This is a genomic window from Acinetobacter towneri DSM 14962 = CIP 107472 (assembly GCF_000368785.1).
Classification (GTDB): Bacteria; Pseudomonadota; Gammaproteobacteria; order Pseudomonadales; family Moraxellaceae; genus Acinetobacter; species Acinetobacter towneri.
In genome coordinates, this window is sequence record NZ_KB849688.1 from 173451 (window position 1) to 193217 (window position 19767).

19 protein-coding genes are annotated in these 19767 nt (G+C 40.8%); 2 read left to right on the forward strand and 17 right to left on the reverse strand.

All coding sequences use genetic code 11. From position 1 onward, the window contains the following. Window positions 1-258: 258 nt before the first annotated feature. The 11 genes from miaE to F947_RS02405 all read right to left on the reverse strand — a co-directional run bounded on the left by miaE (window position 259) and on the right by F947_RS02405 (window position 9709). On the reverse strand, window positions 259-912 hold the full coding sequence (gene miaE, locus F947_RS02355) for a MiaE family protein (RefSeq protein ID WP_004971715.1): 654 nt from the start codon (window positions 910-912) through the stop codon (window positions 259-261). 39 nt (window positions 913-951) lie between these two features. Then, window positions 952-1677, reverse strand: a complete 726-nt coding sequence (gene pdxJ / locus F947_RS02360; protein ID WP_026438307.1) for a pyridoxine 5'-phosphate synthase — start codon at window positions 1675-1677, stop codon at window positions 952-954. 11 nt (window positions 1678-1688) lie between these two features. Continuing rightward, complete coding sequence (gene recO / locus F947_RS02365) at window positions 1689-2402, reverse strand: DNA repair protein RecO (RefSeq protein WP_026438306.1); 714 nt, start codon at window positions 2400-2402, stop codon at window positions 1689-1691. A gap of 8 nt (window positions 2403-2410) precedes the next feature. Beyond that, window positions 2411-2611: an NF038104 family lipoprotein gene (locus F947_RS02370; RefSeq protein WP_019837686.1), complete on the reverse strand. Its 201-nt coding sequence runs from the start codon at window positions 2609-2611 to the stop codon at window positions 2411-2413. Window positions 2612-2633: 22 nt separating this feature from the next. Further along, window positions 2634-3662 carry a GTPase Era gene (gene era / locus F947_RS02375; RefSeq protein WP_004971721.1) on the reverse strand — a complete coding sequence of 343 codons (1029 nt, stop codon included), beginning with the start codon at window positions 3660-3662 and terminating at the stop codon, window positions 2634-2636. Beyond that, window positions 3659-4360 (reverse strand): ribonuclease III, encoded by a 702-nt coding sequence (gene rnc / locus F947_RS02380; protein ID WP_004971722.1) that lies wholly within the window; start codon window positions 4358-4360, stop codon window positions 3659-3661. Before rnc ends, era begins: the two co-directional genes overlap by 4 nt. Continuing rightward, window positions 4332-4703 (reverse strand): DUF4845 domain-containing protein, encoded by a 372-nt coding sequence (locus F947_RS02385; protein ID WP_004971723.1) that lies wholly within the window; start codon window positions 4701-4703, stop codon window positions 4332-4334. Before F947_RS02385 ends, rnc begins: the two co-directional genes overlap by 29 nt. Before the next feature lie 24 nt (window positions 4704-4727). After that, a complete protein-coding gene (lepB, locus tag F947_RS02390) occupies window positions 4728-5555 on the reverse strand; it encodes a signal peptidase I (RefSeq protein ID WP_004971724.1) in 828 nt (275 codons plus the stop codon). Between the two features lie 21 nt (window positions 5556-5576). Further along, window positions 5577-7394, reverse strand: a complete 1818-nt coding sequence (gene lepA / locus F947_RS02395; protein WP_004971725.1) for a translation elongation factor 4 — start codon at window positions 7392-7394, stop codon at window positions 5577-5579. A gap of 309 nt (window positions 7395-7703) precedes the next feature. Then, the gene (locus F947_RS02400; protein WP_004971726.1) at window positions 7704-8159 is read right to left on the reverse strand and encodes an acyl-CoA thioesterase; all 456 of its coding nucleotides are present in this window, start codon (window positions 8157-8159) and stop codon (window positions 7704-7706) included. Between the two features lie 167 nt (window positions 8160-8326). Then, window positions 8327-9709, reverse strand: a complete 1383-nt coding sequence (locus tag F947_RS02405; protein ID WP_004971727.1) for a Do family serine endopeptidase — start codon at window positions 9707-9709, stop codon at window positions 8327-8329. Window positions 9710-10040: 331 nt separating this feature from the next. On the opposite strand from F947_RS02405, the gene nadB reads away from it, so the two are divergent. Next, complete coding sequence (nadB, locus tag F947_RS02410; RefSeq protein WP_035310664.1) at window positions 10041-11675, forward strand: L-aspartate oxidase; 1635 nt, start codon at window positions 10041-10043, stop codon at window positions 11673-11675. A gap of 178 nt (window positions 11676-11853) precedes the next feature. Here nadB and mtlD read toward each other — a convergent pair whose 3' ends face one another. From mtlD to pabC, 5 genes are all read right to left on the reverse strand, one after another. Next, window positions 11854-13983, reverse strand: coding sequence for a bifunctional mannitol-1-phosphate dehydrogenase/phosphatase (gene mtlD / locus F947_RS02415; RefSeq protein ID WP_026438305.1), 2130 nt, complete (start codon window positions 13981-13983; stop codon window positions 11854-11856). Window positions 13984-14177: 194 nt separating this feature from the next. Continuing rightward, entirely contained in the window at window positions 14178-14588 is a 411-nt protein-coding gene (locus tag F947_RS02420; RefSeq protein WP_004971730.1) for a PaaI family thioesterase, read from the reverse strand. A gap of 117 nt (window positions 14589-14705) precedes the next feature. Next, window positions 14706-15314, reverse strand: coding sequence for a dTMP kinase (gene tmk, locus F947_RS02425; protein WP_004971733.1), 609 nt, complete (start codon window positions 15312-15314; stop codon window positions 14706-14708). A 2-nt stretch (window positions 15315-15316) separates the two neighbouring features. Next, window positions 15317-16381: an endolytic transglycosylase MltG gene (gene mltG, locus F947_RS02430; protein ID WP_004971735.1), complete on the reverse strand. Its 1065-nt coding sequence runs from the start codon at window positions 16379-16381 to the stop codon at window positions 15317-15319. Further along, on the reverse strand, window positions 16374-17207 hold the full coding sequence (gene pabC / locus F947_RS02435) for an aminodeoxychorismate lyase (protein ID WP_004971738.1): 834 nt from the start codon (window positions 17205-17207) through the stop codon (window positions 16374-16376). Before pabC ends, mltG begins: the two co-directional genes overlap by 8 nt. A 160-nt stretch (window positions 17208-17367) precedes the next feature. Between pabC and F947_RS02440 the strand changes: the two genes are divergently transcribed. Continuing rightward, window positions 17368-18375 (forward strand): sulfate ABC transporter substrate-binding protein, encoded by a 1008-nt coding sequence (locus tag F947_RS02440; RefSeq protein WP_004971740.1) that lies wholly within the window; start codon window positions 17368-17370, stop codon window positions 18373-18375. A 52-nt stretch (window positions 18376-18427) separates the two neighbouring features. Here F947_RS02440 and F947_RS02445 read toward each other — a convergent pair whose 3' ends face one another. Next, a complete protein-coding gene (locus tag F947_RS02445) occupies window positions 18428-19396 on the reverse strand; it encodes an IS110 family RNA-guided transposase (protein WP_004971744.1) in 969 nt (322 codons plus the stop codon). Window positions 19397-19767: the final 371 nt, after the last annotated feature.

A 19767-nucleotide genomic window follows, 5' to 3' on the forward strand; every position in this document is an offset into this window, starting at 1 on the left:
CGACTTGGGTTTTTTATTGCCTAAAATTTATGGATGATGTGGTCTGTAAATAACCAAGCAGCGATTCATGCCTTAATCGTTCAAAAAGATGAATGTAACTGTTTTGGGCAATTCAGCTTAATGTAATTCCTAATCTTAGCCTTGATCATTTCTAAGTGACTTAGGCAACAATCCACAATCAAAATACCTAAGCAATAACTTGATTGATAAAAAAACGGAACCGAAGTTCCGTTTTCTATCTTAGATCATCTACAAGTTTTAAGCGGCTTGCACAGGCACACCACTATGAAAACGGAACAGATCATCTGGACTTAAAATAAGATTCTTTTCCACTTCACGTATATGCTGAATTCGCCCCTGAATATCTTCTTCAGGGTTTTTCAGTTTTGCTGTTTTTGCTACATCCAAAGCCAGTGCCAAATAATCTTCATAATGCCGTGATTCTGATTTCAGTAAATAACGGTAATACTTACCTAATTCTTCATCTACCAATGGCGCAAGCGCATAAAACCGCTCGCATGAACGTGCTTCTACAAAGGCACCTATCACCAAAACATCAATTAGTGCTTCAGGTTCATAGGTACGGATTTCTTTACGTAAACCGCCTGCATAACGCCCTGCACTTAAACCCTGCCACATTTGCCCACGCTTTGCCATGAACTCTAGCACCTGCTCATAATGCAGCATTTCTTCGCGTACCAACTGTGCCAGTTTGACCTGCAAATCGGTAAAAAAGCTGTAACGAAACATCAGATTCATGGCTGTGCCTGCTGCTTTTTTCTCACAGTTAGCATGATCTTGCATCAAAATATCTAAATTATTTAATGCTTCGTTCAACCATTCTTTGGGTGTTTCGCAGCCTAAAAATGCTATCACAGGCTGCATCAATTCATCATAATTTATGCTGGACATAACGTTTCAAATTTTATCTTTCAATTTTAAATATGCAGATTAACGCGCTGCATCAATCGCAGCTTTCATGCGTTTAACAGCCTGTTCCAAGCCGACAAATACAGCATCACCAATTAAAGCATGACCAATATTTAACTCATGGATGTGTTGAATAGCGGCAATTGCACCTACATTGTCCAAGTTCAAGCCATGCCCTGCATTAATCACTAAGCCACGGCTAGCTGCATATTCTACGCCCTGAACAATACGGGTCAATTCGGCTTGCTGTGCAGCTTCATTTTCTGCATTGGCATACGCGCCTGTATGAATTTCAATGGTCGGTGCACCACATGCAACGGCCGCATCAATTTGTGCAAGATCTGCATCAATAAACAGTGACACATCACAGCCAATTGCTGTTAATTCCTGAGTAGCGGCCTTAACTGCTGCAAAATTGCCTACTACATCCAAACCACCTTCAGTGGTTACTTCTTCACGGCGCTCAGGTACCAAACATACATGCTGTGGACGAATTTCTTTGGCAAACTCGATCATTTCTTCAGTAACTGCCATTTCCAAATTCATACGAGTTTTTAGCAACGGACGCATACGACGCACATCATCATCCTGAATATGACGACGGTCTTCACGCAAATGCAAAGTAATCCCCTCTGCACCCGCCTGTTCACAAACTAATGCGGCCTTCACAGGGTCTGGATAGTTCGTGCCACGCGCTTGTCTTAAAGTTGCCACATGGTCAATATTGACACCGAGTAAAGCCATAATAGGTTCCTACATTACGCTTGGGTTTGAGAATTCTGAATCCACAATTGGCGACTTTTTAAAGGTCGATCACCCAACAGTGAACTAATCATTTGTCGATACAGCCGAGACAGTAATTGTAACTGCTCTGGGTTAAAATCCCTACCTTTTTCATAGTCGCACATACTCAGGATCTGTGCGCCAAGCAAATTTGCTCGTGATACTTGCGCGGTGGGGATAAAACCATCATTCAGTTGAAAATGATAATGTAGATTGGGCTGAATCGGCTCTTGGTTCGCATCGACTGAAAAATCAATCCCATAGCCTAATTCTTCCAATAAAGTATGTTCAAACTGACGCAAAATTTGTCTTAAGAATAGATTGGGATTTTCCTGACTAGATAAGTGTTGTAAATGCGCCAAAGTCTGGTGATATTGCACAAAAGTTTCTGGCATTTCCACTTCGGCAGAACATAAGCGCAGCACGATTTCATTTAAATAAAAGCCTGAAAAAAATGCATCACCAAAGAAGAAAACCGGTTGATTGACAATTTCCAGCTTGGTGAAATTTTTAAGGTCTGATTTTCCCGAAGCTTGTATGCGAATCGGTTGATATTGTGGCGGTGGCATTTGTCTTAAAATACCATCAACCCGCCCATGTTCGCGGGTAAACAAGTGCACAATATGGCTACGTTCGCGGTATTTTCGATGATGGATTAAATAACCATGCAAGATTTCATTACGCATGATAGCGTCAATTAATCCTGTTCTTTAGAGGATTCTTGTTTGGATTTTTCTTCGTCATCACCATCTGGAATGACAGCACCAACTACAGCAGCAGTGCCTTTCACCACACCCTTTGTAGTTTTGTAGGCAACTTTTACGGGAACTGTCACAACTTTGTGAATACAACCTTGCAAGACAAACATACATGCCACAATGGCCAACACTTTCATCATCACAGTTCCCTTTTCGTCAAACTTAGATATCGCTATATCCTAAGCTTTTTAATGCACGTTCATCATCAGACCAACCACCTTTGACTTTCACCCAAAGCGTCAGCATGATTTTTTGCTCGAACATTTTTTCCATGTCGACCCGTGCATCCATACCAATTTTTTTCAGCTTCGCGCCTTTTTCACCAATCACAATGGCTTTTTGACCAGAGCGATCTACAAAAATAGTGGCATCAATATAGGTACATGGTGCTTTCATACGACCCGTTTTTTCATTTAAAACCGCATCTTCAGTTTTAAATGATTCGATTTGCACGGTTAAATCGTAAGGCAGTTCTTCGCCCAATTGGCGCATGATCTTTTCACGGATAATTTCAGATGCTAAGAAACGTTCTGAACGGTCTGTGATTTGATCTAGCGAATACAACGGTGGCTGGAATGGCAAATAGCGTTCAATCGTGTCACGCAAATGATCTAGGTTCGCGCCGCGCAATGCCGATACAGGTACAATTTCGGCAAAGTTCATTAACTTGGCACGTTCTTGAATAATCGGCAAAGCCTGATTTTTATTCTCAAAAGTGTCGAGTTTGTTAATCACCAGAATCACTGGCATTTCTGCATTTTTCAGCTTTTCTAGGACTAACTCATCATTTTGCGTCCATTTTTGTGCATCCACCACAAACAAAACCAAGTTCACATCACGCAAAGCAGATGATGCAGCACGGTTCATCATTTTGTTGATGGCACGGACTTCTTTTTTATGCATCCCTGGTGTGTCTACAAACACAGCCTGAGATTTTTCACGTGAATCAATTCCCACAATTTTGTGACGTGTGGTTTGCGGTTTACGTGAAGTAATGGATAGTTTTTGACCCAATAAGTGGTTCATGAGGGTCGATTTACCCACATTCGGGCGACCAACAATCGCAACAAAACCACTGCGGAAATCAGATGGAATTTCAGTTCCCTGACCGCTAAAGAATTGGTTAATTAGGTCATTGGCGTCGTTATTCGACTCGTGATCAGCATCTACGTGATCGGAATGGATGGTCATTCAGACTTTTGCTCCAAGAATTTTAAAATATCTGCCGCAACTGCCTGCTCGGCAAAGCGACGGCTTGAACCTTCACCCTTCATTACAGGTAAGCTATCGACTCGGCATTCCACAATGAAATGCTGATTCGGTGCATCGCCCTGAATATCTACAACCTCGTAAACCGGGAGAGGTTTTTTACGTGCTTGTAAATACTCTTGTAAGCGTGATTTAGGGTCTTTGAGTTGATCAGTTGGCTCAATATGATCTAAATAAGGGCTGTACCATTTTAGCACAATCGTTTGCAGCAAATTCAAATCACCGCTATCGACATAAATAGCGCCAATAATCGCTTCTACGGTATCTGCCAGTATAGACTCACGATGATGACCGCCAGATTTCAATTCTCCCGTACTGAGAATTAAATTTTGGCTGAGCTTTAAATCATTGGCAATTTTGCCTAAGGCTTCCTGACGTACCAGTGTTGCCCGCATGCGCGTTAAACGCCCTTCATTTTCATGTGGATAAGCCACATATAAATAATTGGCAACAATCATTCCCAATAACGAATCGCCTAGAAATTCCAGACGTTCGTAATTGTGTTTATGACTCACCGAGCGGTGAGTCAAAGCCAGTTTAAGCAATTCAGGTTGCTTAAACTGATAACCGATTCGGCTGGCTAGACGGGTCTCATTTAGCTTGGACTGAGCTTTGATCAAAACTTTTCTCGAACTTCATTACAATATCAATATTCAATAAGAAAGGTTTTCTTATTTCATATTCTTTTTTCACTTCTAAACCATCTACGTTGGTCACTTGAGCTACATCTGCAAATTTAATATCGCGAATGTTGTTCATGCTTAAACGCTTGTCCATTTCACCAATAAACTTTTGTGGTGATAGGTTTTTTGGCCCATTCAACAATTGCTCTTCAATTTGATTGTCCAACATTCGATCATCGAAATATGGTCCCCAAACCGCAATTGCCACTTTTGCCATAAATGCAAAACCAATAATTGCAATTAAAATTGCAATATAGGATGCCCCTTGTTGATGACGCATTTTTTATTTTCCTAATCTGCTGTATTAATCAATTTTGCCGTTACGACTAAATGACGGCAAATTAAACCCAGGCTCTTTATGCATCCACACATAGAATGCACGACCTGTTAGGTTTTCCTCTGGTACAAAACCCCAAAAACGACTGTCAGCACTTTGATCGCGATTATCCCCCATCGCGAAGTAATGACCTTCAGGTACTTTGACTTCCCAATATAAACCATTTTCTGCTGAATATTTACCATTGTCTACATAGTTCAGGAATGGTGCCTGACGCGCCACGTTTACACCTTCAAGCTCGCGCATGGTAAATGTATGCGCCCCTAAAGTTTCCTGATGGTAAATTGAAGTAGGTGTATCTAGACTGTCTTTTTCACGGCTAAACTGGATTGGGGTTTTCGTTACTTTCTCGCCATTAATGCTCAGCTGACCATGATCATAAACAATATGATCGCCTGGTAAACCGACAATACGCTTAATATAACTAATGCTTGGTTGTGGTGGATAACGGAACACCGCAACTTCGCCACGCTCAGGCGAACCCACATCTATAATTTTGCTGTTAATAATTGGCAAACGCACGCCATATTCAAACTTGTTCACCAAAATAAAATCGCCCGTTTCTAAGGTTGGCACCATAGAATCTGACGGAATATTAAATGGTTCATACAGGAATGAACGCAGTACCATCACCACTGCCAAAACAGGCCAAAAATCATAAGCCCATGTGATAATGAAGTTTTCATTGCCTCGCCCTTTCGTCGCTCTTTGTTTAAATACAAATTTATCGAGCAGCCACACCGCAATAAAAAATAATGTGGCAGGAACGAGAATCAAATTAAAATCAAAATCCATGGGCTTGTTATCCTTATAATTTTAGCGTTCGACTTTAAGTACGGCCAAGAAAGCTTCTTGCGGGATTTCAACACTTCCCACTTGCTTCATACGTTTCTTACCTTCTTTTTGCTTGGCAAGCAGTTTCTTCTTACGAGAAACGTCACCGCCATAACACTTCGCAAGTACGTTTTTACGCATCGCTTTCACGGTTGAGCGCGCAATAATTTGTGCACCAATGGCAGCCTGAATAGCCACATCAAACATTTGACGCGGAATCAAGTCTTTCATTTTTTCAACCAAGGCAATACCACGGTGACGTGCATCCTGACGGTGACAAATCATCGCTAAGGCATCAACTTTTTCACCGTTAATCAGTACATCTACTTTAACCAAAGATGAACTTTCAAAACGCACAAAGTTATAATCTAACGATGCAAAACCACGTGAACATGACTTCAATTTATCAAAGAAATCCATCACGACTTCTGCCATTGGAATTTCAAAAGTAATAGACACTTGGTTACCCAAGAATTTCATGTCTTTTTGCACACCACGACGCTCAATACATAGGGTCATGACGTTACCCAAGTATTCTTGCGGCACTAAAATATGACATTCCGCAATCGGTTCACGCAAATCTTCTACAGTTGAACCATCAGGCATTTTAGATGGACTGTCGATATAAACCGTTTCGCCATTTTTCATCACAGCTTCATAAATAACCGTTGGAGCTGATGAAATTAGGTCTAAATCGTACTCACGCTCTAAACGCTCTTGTACGATTTCCATGTGCAACATGCCCAAGAAACCACAACGAAAACCAAAGCCCAAAGCATCTGAACTTTCAGGTTCAAAGAACAATGCTGAGTCGTTAATTTGTAGTTTGTGCAATGCTTCACGGAACGGTTCAAAGTCGCTGGCATCAATTGGGAATAAACCCGCATAAACCTGCGGCTTAACTTTTTTAAAGCCTGGTAAGGTTTCTACTTCTGGTGTCGTTGCAAGTGTGATGGTATCGCCGACTGGCGCACCGAAAATATCTTTAATACCCGCAATAACAAAGCCAACTTCACCTGCTTCTAAAATACCTGTTTCGGTATGTTTTGGATTAAAAATACCAACTGAGGTAATGATGTGCGTTTGACCTGTCGATTTCATCAACATTTTATCGCCTTTACGCACACGACCTTGCTTGATACGTACCAACGACACAACGCCCAAATAGTTATCAAACCATGAGTCAATAATTAAGGCTTGCAATGGCGCATCGCGGTCACCTTGTGGTGCTGGAATGACATTCACCAAGGTTTCTAATACATTGTCGATGCCTAAACCAGTTTTAGCCGAACAGGTTGGTGCATCTTGCGCTTCGATACCAATAATTTCTTCAATTTCATGAATCACGCGCTCAGGTTCTGCCTGCGGTAAATCAATTTTATTCAGTACAGGTAAAACTTCTAAGCCTTGCTCAATTGCGGTATAGCAGTTTGCAACTGATTGCGCTTCTACCCCTTGTGCCGCATCAACCACCAATAGCGCACCTTCACAGGCTGCCAAAGAACGTGATACTTCATAGGAAAAGTCAACGTGTCCTGGGGTATCAATGAAGTTTAATTGGTATTCCTGACCATTTGGATGGTTGTAGTATAAAGTCACCGAGGTGGCTTTAATGGTAATCCCACGCTCACGCTCAAGCTCCATAGAATCCAACACCTGAGCTTGCATCTCACGATCTTGTAAACCACCACAGGTTTGAATGAAACGATCTGCTAGAGTCGATTTACCATGGTCAATATGGGCAATGATCGAAAAGTTACGGATGTTTTTAATATCAACAGTTTTTTTAGCTTGCGCCATGGGTTACCTTGAAAAATAACACGCTCTGCACCTCAAAATTCATGCAGAGCAAAAGCCGAATAGAAATTGCGAAGGATTATAGCAGATGGATTTTTCAATGTATCCATAATAATGACTTCCTTTTGCAGCCTCACGCGTTTTTCTTTTTATTCGAGAGTTTTAGGCTTTTTATGCAGAGATGTGTGTCGTAATTAAAGTGAGAATTGAAGAATACTTCATGCTATTTGAAACAGGTGAATACCCTCTTTAACAACATCGACAGCAATAACATGCAGCAACTTTCAATGACGCTACACTTGGTGCTTCAACTCATCTTAATGAATCATACTCACTAAAATCCAACGGATTCACATCAGCAGCAAGGGGTTGATAGGCTTGCGTAAATGTCGGTGACATGCGTTTTGGACGACCTGTAGCAATTTCCACACAAGCCCATTGTGTATTGCCCATAAACAGCAGACTTTTATCTTGAGGGCGATAAAACGCATATTGGCGGAATGAATACAACGCATTCAAATCACTTAACCATGTACGCAAAATCAGCTCCTCACCTTCGAGTGCCGCTTTACGATATTGCACATGATGTTCCACCGCCACCATCGCATGTTTTAGTTTTAAGTATTCCAGCACCCCTAAACCTAATGTTTCGATATGCGCCGATGCTACATCCTGCATCCACTGCACATACACCACATTATTGACATGCCCTAAAATATCAATATGTTCTGGCTGTACGGTGATTTTTAAATCAAATATGCTGCTCATGTCATCCTTTTAACTAAAACGGCGATGTCGGTCTAGTCTAACAAAAATACCGAGTTACATAAAAAAGTCGCCCTAATTCAAGAGCGACTTCCTTAAAATAAGTGGCTATTTAAAGTTTAGCAAGATTCTAAATTTTAGATAGATTTACGATTTTATGCCACATCAACTTATTGAATACGCATGCCAATAATCGCACGTTGCCCTTGGCGAATAATCACCACACGCGCAACTGTACCTTGTTTCAAGGTAGAGACAGTTTCAACAAATTGATTGGCATTTTGGATAGTGGTGTTATTCAGTTGCACAATCACATCACCTGGCATAATACGTGCCTGAGCTGCCGAACCACCACGACGCACTTCCTGAATCAGCACACCGCCTTTAATATCTAATTGGCGTTGTTCTGCCACGCTTAAATCACGAATCGACACCCCTAAAACAGGGCCTTTGGCTGCGGTATCAGGGTTGTTTTTAGCAGGCGTGTCATCAGGTGCTGTGCTCACCGTAGCGGTAATATTACGGCGTTTATCATCACGTAATACTTCAAGCTGAATACTTTGATTTGGCACTGAACGGTTTAAATAGTTCAACAATTCAGACGTTCTGGAAATAGGTGTGCCGTTGTATTTAAGAATTACATCGCCTGCACGTAAACCCGCACGTGCCGCAGGTGAATTTGGTGCAACTTGAGTAATTAAAGAACCTTCAGGCTTGCTGAGTTTATAAGATTCTGCCAAATTGCGGTCAATATCTTGCAAACTCACCCCTAAATAAGAACGAGTCACTTTACCGTTGCGCTTTAACTGATCGGCAACATCCATGGCAACATCAATAGGAATGGAGAATGACAAGCCCATATAACCGCCTGTACCACTAAAAATACGGGAGTTCACACCAACCACTTCACCGCGCTGGTTAAATAACGGCCCGCCTGAGTTACCCGGGTTAAGCGCCACATCGGTCTGAATAAATGGCACTGAAGTTTCACCCATCATATTACGCATTTTGGCACTCACGATGCCTGCCGATGCAGAATAGTCAAAACCAAATGGCGATCCAATCGCAAGCACAGGCTCACCTACACGTAATTGATCGACATTACCTGTACGCAGTTCTGGATAACTGCTGCCCTGCACTTTTAATAACGCGACATCGGTACGTTCATCACTACCCACGACAGTTGCATCAAGTTCACGGCGGTCATTCAGTACAATGGTAACTTTAGAAGCATCTTCAACAACGTGGTGATTGGTTAAAAGGTATCCATCTTTACTGATAAAAAAGGCACTGCCGTAACCTGTTTTTTCTTGTGGAATTTGCTGTTGAGGAATAATCACTTGATTGCCAAAAAAACGGCGTAAAATTTCTGGAACTTGTTGTTGTAAGAGTTCTTCCTGACTCATTTTTTTGACAACATTGACACTCACCACCGCAGGACTAACCTGCTCAACCAAATTAGAAAAGTCTACTGGTGGTGCTGCTTGAGTCTGCACAGTTGCCATAGTAAAAACAGCCGCATATAAACCTTTTTTTAAGTTGCGATTTTTCATAAATAGCATTCACTCAATAATAATTATGACTTTGAACTCACCTTATTTAGCACAAAATAATAGGCTTTTGCGTAATAAAATGTTGAATCTTTTTCAATTACGGTTTGGCAGGCACTGTGGAGGATAGCTGAGATAGCATCTTATATTTGACCCATCAAAAATGATGCGCCAAAGTGCTATAAATGAAAAGCGTGGAATCGAATCACAATAAAAGTGGGATATTCCATAAAAGTTGCCAGTTTATTCTTTTTTTTCATTATTCAAATCCACTTCGCACTTGCCTTTTTCTGTAAAAAGGGGTGTCATTATCCAACTTTTTTCAAATTAGCTGATGGACATGCCTAATTTAAACACAACACATCAATTTGATGTGATTATTGTGGGAAGTGGTGGTGCAGGTTTGAGTTTAGCGCTCTCATTACCCCAGCATTTCAATATTGCCGTTTTGGCGAAATCTACCCTTACTGAAGCCAGCACCTTTTACGCGCAAGGCGGTGTCGCGGCAGTTCTTGATGAAACAGATTCAATTGAACAACACATAGATGACACTATGATTGCAGGTGCTCATTTATGTGAAATGGATGCCGTCAAGCAAACCGTAGAAGGCGGCAAACCTTCGGTAGATTTTCTGCTGAAACAAGGTGTGCAATTTACTTTAGATGAACAAGAACAATTGCACTTAACCCGTGAAGGTGGTCACTCACAGCGACGTATCATTCACGCTGCCGATGCAACGGGGCGCGCAATTTCGACCACTTTGGTACAACGTGCCCAAGAACAGCAAAACATCACCATTTTTGAAAATTATATTGCGATTGACTTAATTACCTCGCAAAAATTAGGTTTAAATGAAAGCAATCGCGCTTTGGGCTTATATGCATTAGATGAAAAAACACAAAAAGTGCATAGCTTCCTTGCGCCATTTACCGCACTTGCCTGCGGTGGTGCAATGAAAGCCTATCTATATACATCTAACCCAGACATTGCTACAGGTGATGGTATGGCGATGGCATACCGTGCGGGTTGCCGTGTGGCAAATATGGAATTTAACCAATTCCATCCGACCTGTTTGTATCATCCTCAAGCACGTTCGTTTTTAATTACTGAAGCCATGCGTGGTGAAGGTGCATATTTGCGTTTACCCGATGGTGAGCGTTTTATGCTGCGTTTTGATGAGCGTGCAGAATTGGCGCCACGCGACATTGTAGCACGTGCGATTGACTATGAAATCAAACGCTTAGGTATTCGTCATGTGTGGTTAGACATCACCCATAAACCTGCAGAATTTGTGAAAGAACACTTCCCAACGCTGTATGCACGTTTACTGGAATTGGGCATTGATATCACTACCGATATGATTCCTGTTGTACCTGCTGCCCACTACACTTGTGGCGGAGTAATGGTGGATGAACATAGCCAAACCGATATTGCTGGTTTATATGCGATTGGTGAAACTTCTTATACAGGTTTACATGGTGCTAATCGTATGGCAAGTAACTCTCTTTTAGAATGTTTTGTCTATGGAATGGCTGCCGCCAAACATATTGAAGCCCATTACACTGCAGATTATAGCTCGCCTGAAGTTCCTGCTTGGGATGATTCGCAAGTGACGAATCCTGACGAAGATGTGGTGATTTTACAAAACTGGGATGAGCTACGCGCAACCATGTGGAACTATGTCGGCATTGTACGCACCACCAAGCGTTTAGAGCGTGCCTTGCACCGCATTGAAATGCTGAAACGTGAAATCACCGAGTATTATCAGGACTATCAAGTCAGTAAAAACTTAATTGAACTGCGTAATTTGGTTTTAGTTTCGGAAATGATTGTGCGCTGTGCCATGCAACGTAAGGAATCACGCGGTTTACACTTCACGCTAGATTATCCTGAACTTGCGCCTGAATTGCGTAAAACTGTGCTTATTCCACCAAACTTCCAAGTGGAAACCCCATTGGTGAATGAGTGATCTGATTGCTTGTTACACAACAGCATTTGCATAAAAGTATCTGTGAATAAAGTGCATTCGAATTCTAATGCAAGAAAGCACCGAATCGTGTTCCATAACACGATTCGGTATTTTATCATTTTGAATATGATGACGTTAACTTACTAAACCTCCCCCCAAGAATTCATCAAGTTGAGTTTTAGATTACGGCTGCAACTTGAGTATCATCTTGAATAAATGCTTCTAAGCGAACTTGACCAGCCAATAGTTGCTGTAATTGGTGGCTAATTGTGTACTGCAATTGCTGCCGTGTCTGTTCGTATATAGGCGCATTTTGCAATTGTTTTGACAAATGCTGTAATGCTGCTTGAGTCCCCAACTGCTGCATTTTAATTGCATACAGATAGCCCAACACCACTCCTTTCTGCACATAATTTGCAGCTAAATCATGCTGCAGATGATAAATCAAAGCACCCATCACCCGTTCATTGGCTGAGAGTTTACGCAAAGGGTCACGTGCCACACGCTGACACGGGTCTTTATAGGCATGTTCACATGAGTCCAGAAAGCTCTGTGCCAGATGCTTTAAGTTTTGCTGACGATGCGGCAACTGTGCAGCTAATCCCAACGCTACTTGTGCCGAAACAGCGCGGGTAAAATCTGCAACCAATGGATCTGCCATTGCGACACCAATACTGTTATGCCCTATTAAACTGGATAACCAAGCCATCATGGCATGTACACCATTCCATAAACGATTTTTAATGAGTTGGATTTCGGCAATATCATCTACCAAAATCATTTGACGCATGTGTTGCAATAATGGACTGGCATTTTCCACATAAATAGGCATGTCACTTTCAGCATGAAATAAAATTAAATCCATACTTTGCAAAATGTGACTGGGCTGAAAATTGCGTCTTAAATCTTCTACATATAAGGTGGCTTGACGCTCTTGCTCAGGCTGCAATCGAGTATTGTCTTCAATTTCAATTGGCTCTGCTTCGTCATCCAACTGAAATTGCTTAAAAATATTATACTTGATGCGTAATTGGCGATATAAGTTTTGATCGCTTAATTTAGAGACCATTCTATTTACGACAGTATCGCAAAAATAATGCTGCGCCATAATTTTGGCTGCCGTATCGGGATCCAACAACGCCTCTAACGCCTGATGAATATGCGTCATCAAGAGCTGTTTTGCCCCAACTTTATTTAAAATTACCAAAATAGTTAAAGGCTGATGGAGTTCAAATTGCGCTATAAAACGGGCATATAAGCCCTGCGCAATTACTTTAGCCTCTTGCTGTAAAGCATGTTCAGGCAAACATAATGCAATTAGGCTCGACTCCACATACATTTGCTGCATCTGCTGCAAGTTCTCCGCATCAATGATGTGCATATTTTCAATTCGTTCATCATAAGAACATTGTCCATAACGAATTGAATACGTTCCAAAGGCGTTTACTGCAGAACGATATAAGGTATTCCGTGTAGAAGCATAAATACGTTTAGGACGGGTATAGCCATCCCAGTGCGATAAAATTTGGGCCAAATAGCCCCCACCTATTGCACCAAAACCATGAATCCCCACACTCAACTGATTTAAAGTTTGCGGGAAGGCCTCTTGTAAACTCGGCATTTCCAATACAGGAATAACTTGATTTAAGTCATCTAAATAAGCTTGCATACTTGCGTAATAATGCTGCGTGAGTAACAACATATTAGCATTAGGTTTTTTGATATCCCGAAATAGTATGGTTATGCCACCCGCTGCATGTGCAGATTTGATTCCATTTTCAGAATCTTCCAGCATGAAACATTCGCTGGGTTCTAGATTAATTTTTTGTGCGGCTGTTATAAAAATTTCAGGATGTGGCTTGCCCTGTTGCACCTCATCGCCACAAACTAATACATCAAAAAACTTATAGACATTGGCATTAATCAAATATTCTTCGGCAATGGCACGACGACTAGACGTAGCAACCGCCATTCTCAAGCCAGACTTTCGTAACCGCTCTAATACCTGCAACAAACCTTTTTTAATGGGCACACCAAAATTGCGCACACTTTCTAGTTCTAGTTCATCAGCACGCTGACGGATCTCACGGTAAGGAATGTCTGCACCATATTCTGCTTGAGCCAGTTGTTCAGCGCTCTTTGCACTCAAACCCAAACATTGCATGAGGTATACGTCTGAAAATTCAACGCCAATGAGCTCCTGAGATGCCTGCTTCAATGTTTGAAACCGTAATCGTTCAGTATCAAACATTGTTCCATCCATATCAAAGATTGCTCCATGAACAATATTGTTCTTAAATTTAAGCATTTAGCTCCCTTGTTTTATTACTTACGGGTTGCTAGCTTAGACAAAAGCAGATTTGATCTATATGAAAAACATAAAATGAAATATTTGTGATTATTTTTTAACCAATCAAACCCTGATTTTCATGTGGTATGTGTACATATGTAACCACATGGTAAATATAAGTAACTAAAATTAAGATAAAGCTGACTTTATTCTCAGCCAATCTGTGGAATCGAATACGTCCCTGTTACATGCGCCACGGCATCATCTACACCTTCGGAATATACCCAAACTTCACCGACTACAAGGTTTTTACCAACTTTCATTAAGCGACATTCACCACGCAAATTGCGTCCTGCTGCTGGCTTGCGTAAAAAGTTAATGTTTAAGTTGCTAGTGACCGCCAAAGCCACCAAACCCAACTCCCCTAAAATGGCGATATAAAGTGCATAGTCAGCAACGGTCATCATGGTCGGCCCCGATACTGTGCCGCCTGGGCGTAAATCACGTTCATCGATGTGATAATTCACCAATGCCCCACGTGGCGTGATGGACACAATTTCACATTTTTCCAGACTTTGCGGAAACTCAACTTTTAAAAATTCAATAATTTCTTCTTTGGTCATACTTACTATTCGCTATTTTTAAATAAAAAAATCTTCTAAAGCATTTCCACTATAGAAGATTTTTCCATTCAATCAAATGCATAACTATGACCCATTGGCTTGTTATGCATTTGTTTGTTATACCTTCGCTTGTAGATAGCTCATTGCCTGTACAAATACTTGATCAGGGCTTTGTGTTGCATCTATGCGTTTCACCCGCTCAGGATGTCGCTCCCACAAAGTTTGATAGCCACCTCTTACTTTCTCAAAGAAAGCTGCTTTCTCTTGTTCAAAACGATCAAGTTCACCACGCGTCCGTGCACGGGACATACCCAGTTCAATCGGTGCATCGAGCCAAAAAGTTAAGTCAGGCATACGTGCAACAAAGTTATTATTTAAAGTCTGCAACTTGCTTTCACTCAAACCACGTCCTGCACACTGATAAGCAAAACTGGCATCGCTAAAACGATCACATAGCACAGTTTTCCCTACAACCAACGCAGGTAAAATCACCTGATCTAAATGCTGGGCACGCGCTGCATACATCAACAATAACTCAGTGTCTGAACACATTTTTTCTTCATGGTTGACCGCGAGCAACAAAGCACGAATTTGCTCTGCCATAGAGGTTCCACCCGGTTCACGGGTTAAAACCACCGACTGACCTTGTGCAGTAAAATAATCATGAATACGGCGAATAAGTGTAGTTTTGCCTACCCCTTCAGTACCTTCAAAACTGATAAACATGCTTATTCCCCTGATTTTTTTGTGCGTAGTACGTTTAAATATTCCTGTACGGCACGGTTATGATCTTGCAAATTGGTGCTAAATTTATGCCCACCGTTACCTGTCGCGACAAAATAAATATTGTCAGATTGGTCTGGATGCATAGCCGCTTCAATGGCTTTTTGACTTGGCAAAGCAATTGGTGTTGGCGTTAAGCCACTCATGGTATAGGTGTTGTATGGCGTTGGAGTGCGCAAATCCTGACGGGTGATATTGCCCTGATAACGATCTCCCATACCATAAATCACGGTTGGGTCAGTCTGTAAACGCATCCCCAGTTTTAAACGACGTACAAACACACCCGAAACCTGCTCTAATTCAGCATCAACATTGGTTTCTTTTTCAATAATAGATGCCATGATTAAAGCTTCATATTTATTTTTATAGGGCAAATCTGCTGCACGATTATTCCAAGCATCATCCAATGATTTCATTTGACGCTGATATAAATCGGTTAATATTTTACGGTCAGTTTCACCTTTGGCAAAGAAATAAGTATTCGGCGCAAATAAACCTTCGGGATGTGTAAAAGGAATATTTAAAGCTTTTAGCATTTGATCATATGGCAAATGCGACACTTCTTTGGTGACCAACTCATCTTTCTTTAACGCATCAATCAATTGTTTAAAAGTCGTGCCTTCGATCACCAAAATACGGTTCATTTGTGCATTTTCAGCATTGGCGATCATTTCCATAACCTGACGTACACTCATACCCTGACGAACTTCATACACGCCTTTTTTCATGCTGTCGTGAATCATCACCCGTTGATAGAGTTTTAAAACAATTGGAAAATTCACATGATCTTGTTCTGCCAAACGATCAATAAAACGTGAGTAAGTATCACCATCATTAATGGCCAATAATTGTTTTTTGCCTTCAATAGGATAATCTTTAAATAAGCTTGACCATAAGATCATGCCAATGACCAAAAACAGTCCGAGTACAAAAATAAGCGCACCCTGAATAGCACGCTTAGACCATATAGGTTTGGTTTTCTTTTTAGATTTTGATGGACGCTTAGACATAAGAATGAATCTGATTCAGTTGAAGTTGCTTAAATAGTTCCACACACGGCTGCACATCTAAAACCTGCTGCCCTAAATGGCTGACAATTTTCATGGGCGTTAAGGCATTACAGAAAAACAGACTTTGAATCTGCGCAATTTCCGAAACATGAACATCACGCTGTTCACAATGCAAATTCTGTTGTTGCATGCGCGATAAAATTTCTGCCCGCATGACACCGTGCACGCCATTATAACCAAGTTGCGGGGTAATCCATGTATTGTTTATACGAATGAAACAATTACTACTCACACCTTCAACCACACTGCCCTGTACATCAGTAACCAAAGCTTCTGTCCAGCCTTTTTGATCGGCTTCTTGTTTGAGCAATACCTGTTCAAGTCGGTTTAGACTTTTCAGCCCAACTAAATTCGGCATGCTTAGTCCAATCGCTTGTGCCAAGATGCCACTTTGAATGATGTCATAATGATATGCCGTATCTAAAGCCGCTTGTACTTGTGGATAGAAAAACACCCAAACATCGGCAGGATGATCAGGCAAGCTGTAGCCACGCTGCCCCACACCACGACTTAAAACAATCTTCAAAGTACCATTTAACTCGCCATGCGCCTGCTTTAAAATTGTCAGCGTTTCAGTGATTAACTCAAGATTGGCATTTAAAGAAAGTTGGCGATTGGCATATTGCAAACGCGCCAAATGGCGGTCAAATAATTCAATTTGATTTTGGCGAAAACGTGCAGTGCTAAAGCATCCATCACCATAATGAAACGCGCGATCTAACACATGAATCTGCTCGGTAGGCTTGGCATTTTTATAACACTGCATGGAAGAAGTACTCGTTATTTATCTCTAAATATAGAAAACAATGAAGAAATTTATATTTATCATTTACTGATATTCACCGCATTTTAAATTATTTTTTCAGCAAATAGACTACCGATATGCTTGCCTCATTCAACAACAGATTTAATACCTGAGGTCAAACATGAACTTTACAAAACTGAAAATTGGACTACTGGCGGCAGTACTTTCGGCAACAACCTTGAGCGTTTCTGCAAAAGACTTTCTGAATGTTTCCTACGATCCAACCCGTGAATTATACGATAACTTTAACAAAGATTTCGGTGCGTACTGGAAAAAAGCCACCGGGCAAAACATTAACTTTAAACAATCACATGGCGGTTCGGGCAAACAGGCACGTGCGGTGATTGATGGTCTAGGTGCCGATGTCGTGACTTTGGCACTGGCTGCCGATATTGATGAAATTGCTAAACGCGGTCTATTACCTAAAGACTGGCAAAAGAAATTTCCGCACAACTCGACCCCTTATACATCCACAATTGTATTTTTAGTGCGTAAAGGCAACCCGAAAGGTATTCGAGATTGGGGCGATTTGGTCAAACCTGGTGTGGAAATCATTACTCCAAATCCAAAAACATCTGGCGGTGCACGCTGGAACTATTTGGCAGCGTGGGCATGGGCAAAACATCAACCTGCGGGCAATGATGCTAAAGCGCAAGAGTTTGTTCGCCAAATTTATAAACAAACCAAAGTATTGGATTCAGGCGCACGTGGCTCAACCACCACTTTTGCAGAACGTGGCATTGGTGATGTTTTGTTAGCTTGGGAAAATGAAGCCTATTTAGCCGTGCGTGAACAACCGGGTAAATTTGAGATCATCACGCCTTCTCTATCTATTTTGGCTGAACCGCCTGTGGCGATTGTAGAGAAAAATGTGCAAAAAGATGGCAATCAACACTTAGCCAAAGCCTATTTAAACTATCTCTATTCGCCTGCGGGTCAAAACATTGCTGCGAAGAATTATTACCGACCACGTAATGCTACGGTGTTGGCACAATATAAGTCGCAATTTAAACCATTGAAGTTGGTGACGATTGATCAAGAGTTTGGTGGATGGAGCAAAGTTCAGAAGCAACACTTTGAAAATGATGGCATTTTCGATCAGATTGTCAAAGCCAACCAAACCAAATAATACTCCGAAAGATACCGTCTTGGCTGTCAACCTAATTTAGTAATTATTTACCTTATATTTGATAAGCAGTTTGATGTTTTAATACACCATAGCATAGGTGTACTAACTTACGCATTGCAGCACTAACAATCAGCATTTTAGGCTTTCCTTTTTCACGTAGTCGCTGATACAGTGCCTTAATATGGGGATTATATTGAAGTGCAACTATAGATGGCATAAATAGGCTAGAGCGTATTTTACTATCACCTGCTTTTGATAAACGACTTCGTTTATTGACCGAACTGCCAGATTGGAAATGTATAGGAACTAGACCAACATAAGCTGCGACCTGACTTGCTTTTTCAAAGTGATGAGAGCGTAATAACCCTAGCATGAGCAATCCAGTTTTCCTTCCTACTGCTGGAATAGTAGTTAGTAAAGCAAGATCATTTTTTAGCTCTGAATTACCATTTACATGACTAGAGATCGTTTCATCCAATCTAATAATCTCTTGTTCAAGTTGTTGAATACGAATATTAATTGAGAGTAATACTTGTGGAAATGTTTGAGTAGATTGAGCCTTTTCTAAACGATTCTTTTCACGTTGCAAGTCTTCTTCAAGAACTGCATATCTATTTATTAAAGCCTTTAATATTCTTACATTTTCTTTCTCAGGTTGCCATGTTGCTAACTTAACAGTATTTGCATAATAGACGAGAGCTTCGCTATCTGCTTTATCTGTTTTATTTAGCATTGATAATCCTTTTGAAAACGCTCGAACTCTTGCAGGATTAGCGATACATATTGTTAATTGCATATCATATAAAAAATGAGCTAGATTCTCATGATATACCGATGTAGCTTCCATTACAGCCCGAGTGTCTGATAAATTAACATCTAGTTCGGTTAACCACTTTACGAGTTTAACAAAACCAGATTGTGCATTATCAAACCTTTTGGTTTTTCTCTTTCCAGTTAGACCAGAAGGAAAAATACAACAATCAATTTTGGCTTTACTGACATCAATACCCAATGTAATCATGTGTACCTCTACAATCCATATAGTGTTTTAATTACTCACTAATCACGATCTAACCTTGTGAATACAGCATCAAAGTGCTTAGTTACCGTTCAGAGTTGAAAGGAGTAATTAGGGGAAAATTGTAGACTTACTCTTTCGGACAAACTTAGAAGTTTTAGGTAGAACACAAGCTCTACAATTTTCATATAGTGATAGCTAATCACTATACAAACTAAGATACAAGGTAAATCATACCAAAGCTCTAGCTGAAAACACCCAAATTGAAAAATGCGGGTGTTTTCACAAACGCATTTTTACCTGATTCACATATATCTCTTTTATTCATATAAAATTCATTTTTAATTATTTTTTTTGCATAGAAACTCTAGTTA

Bases quoted from the DNA above. Each gene is read 5' to 3' on its own strand.
- mtlD (WP_026438305.1), bottom strand. From the start codon at position 13,983: ATGCTTAAATTTAAGAACAATATTGTTCATGGAGCAATCTTTGATATG.
- F947_RS02385 (WP_004971723.1), bottom strand. From the start codon at position 4,703: ATGCGTCATCAACAAGGGGCATCCTATATTGCAATTTTAATTGCAATT.
- nadB (WP_035310664.1), top strand. From the start codon at position 10,041: ATGGACATGCCTAATTTAAACACAACACATCAATTTGATGTGATTATT.
- F947_RS02370 (WP_019837686.1), bottom strand. From the start codon at position 2,611: ATGATGAAAGTGTTGGCCATTGTGGCATGTATGTTTGTCTTGCAAGGT.
- lepA (WP_004971725.1), bottom strand. From the start codon at position 7,394: ATGGCGCAAGCTAAAAAAACTGTTGATATTAAAAACATCCGTAACTTT.
- F947_RS02405 (WP_004971727.1), bottom strand. From the start codon at position 9,709: ATGAAAAATCGCAACTTAAAAAAAGGTTTATATGCGGCTGTTTTTACT.
- era (WP_004971721.1), bottom strand. From the start codon at position 3,662: ATGACCATCCATTCCGATCACGTAGATGCTGATCACGAGTCGAATAAC.
- miaE (WP_004971715.1), bottom strand. From the start codon at position 912: ATGTCCAGCATAAATTATGATGAATTGATGCAGCCTGTGATAGCATTT.
- F947_RS02440 (WP_004971740.1), top strand. From the start codon at position 17,368: ATGAACTTTACAAAACTGAAAATTGGACTACTGGCGGCAGTACTTTCG.
- F947_RS02445 (WP_004971744.1), bottom strand. From the start codon at position 19,396: ATGATTACATTGGGTATTGATGTCAGTAAAGCCAAAATTGATTGTTGT.
- lepB (WP_004971724.1), bottom strand. From the start codon at position 5,555: ATGGATTTTGATTTTAATTTGATTCTCGTTCCTGCCACATTATTTTTT.
- pabC (WP_004971738.1), bottom strand. From the start codon at position 17,207: ATGCAGTGTTATAAAAATGCCAAGCCTACCGAGCAGATTCATGTGTTA.
- F947_RS02420 (WP_004971730.1), bottom strand. From the start codon at position 14,588: ATGACCAAAGAAGAAATTATTGAATTTTTAAAAGTTGAGTTTCCGCAA.
- tmk (WP_004971733.1), bottom strand. From the start codon at position 15,314: ATGTTTATCAGTTTTGAAGGTACTGAAGGGGTAGGCAAAACTACACTT.
- mltG (WP_004971735.1), bottom strand. From the start codon at position 16,381: ATGTCTAAGCGTCCATCAAAATCTAAAAAGAAAACCAAACCTATATGG.
- F947_RS02400 (WP_004971726.1), bottom strand. From the start codon at position 8,159: ATGAGCAGCATATTTGATTTAAAAATCACCGTACAGCCAGAACATATT.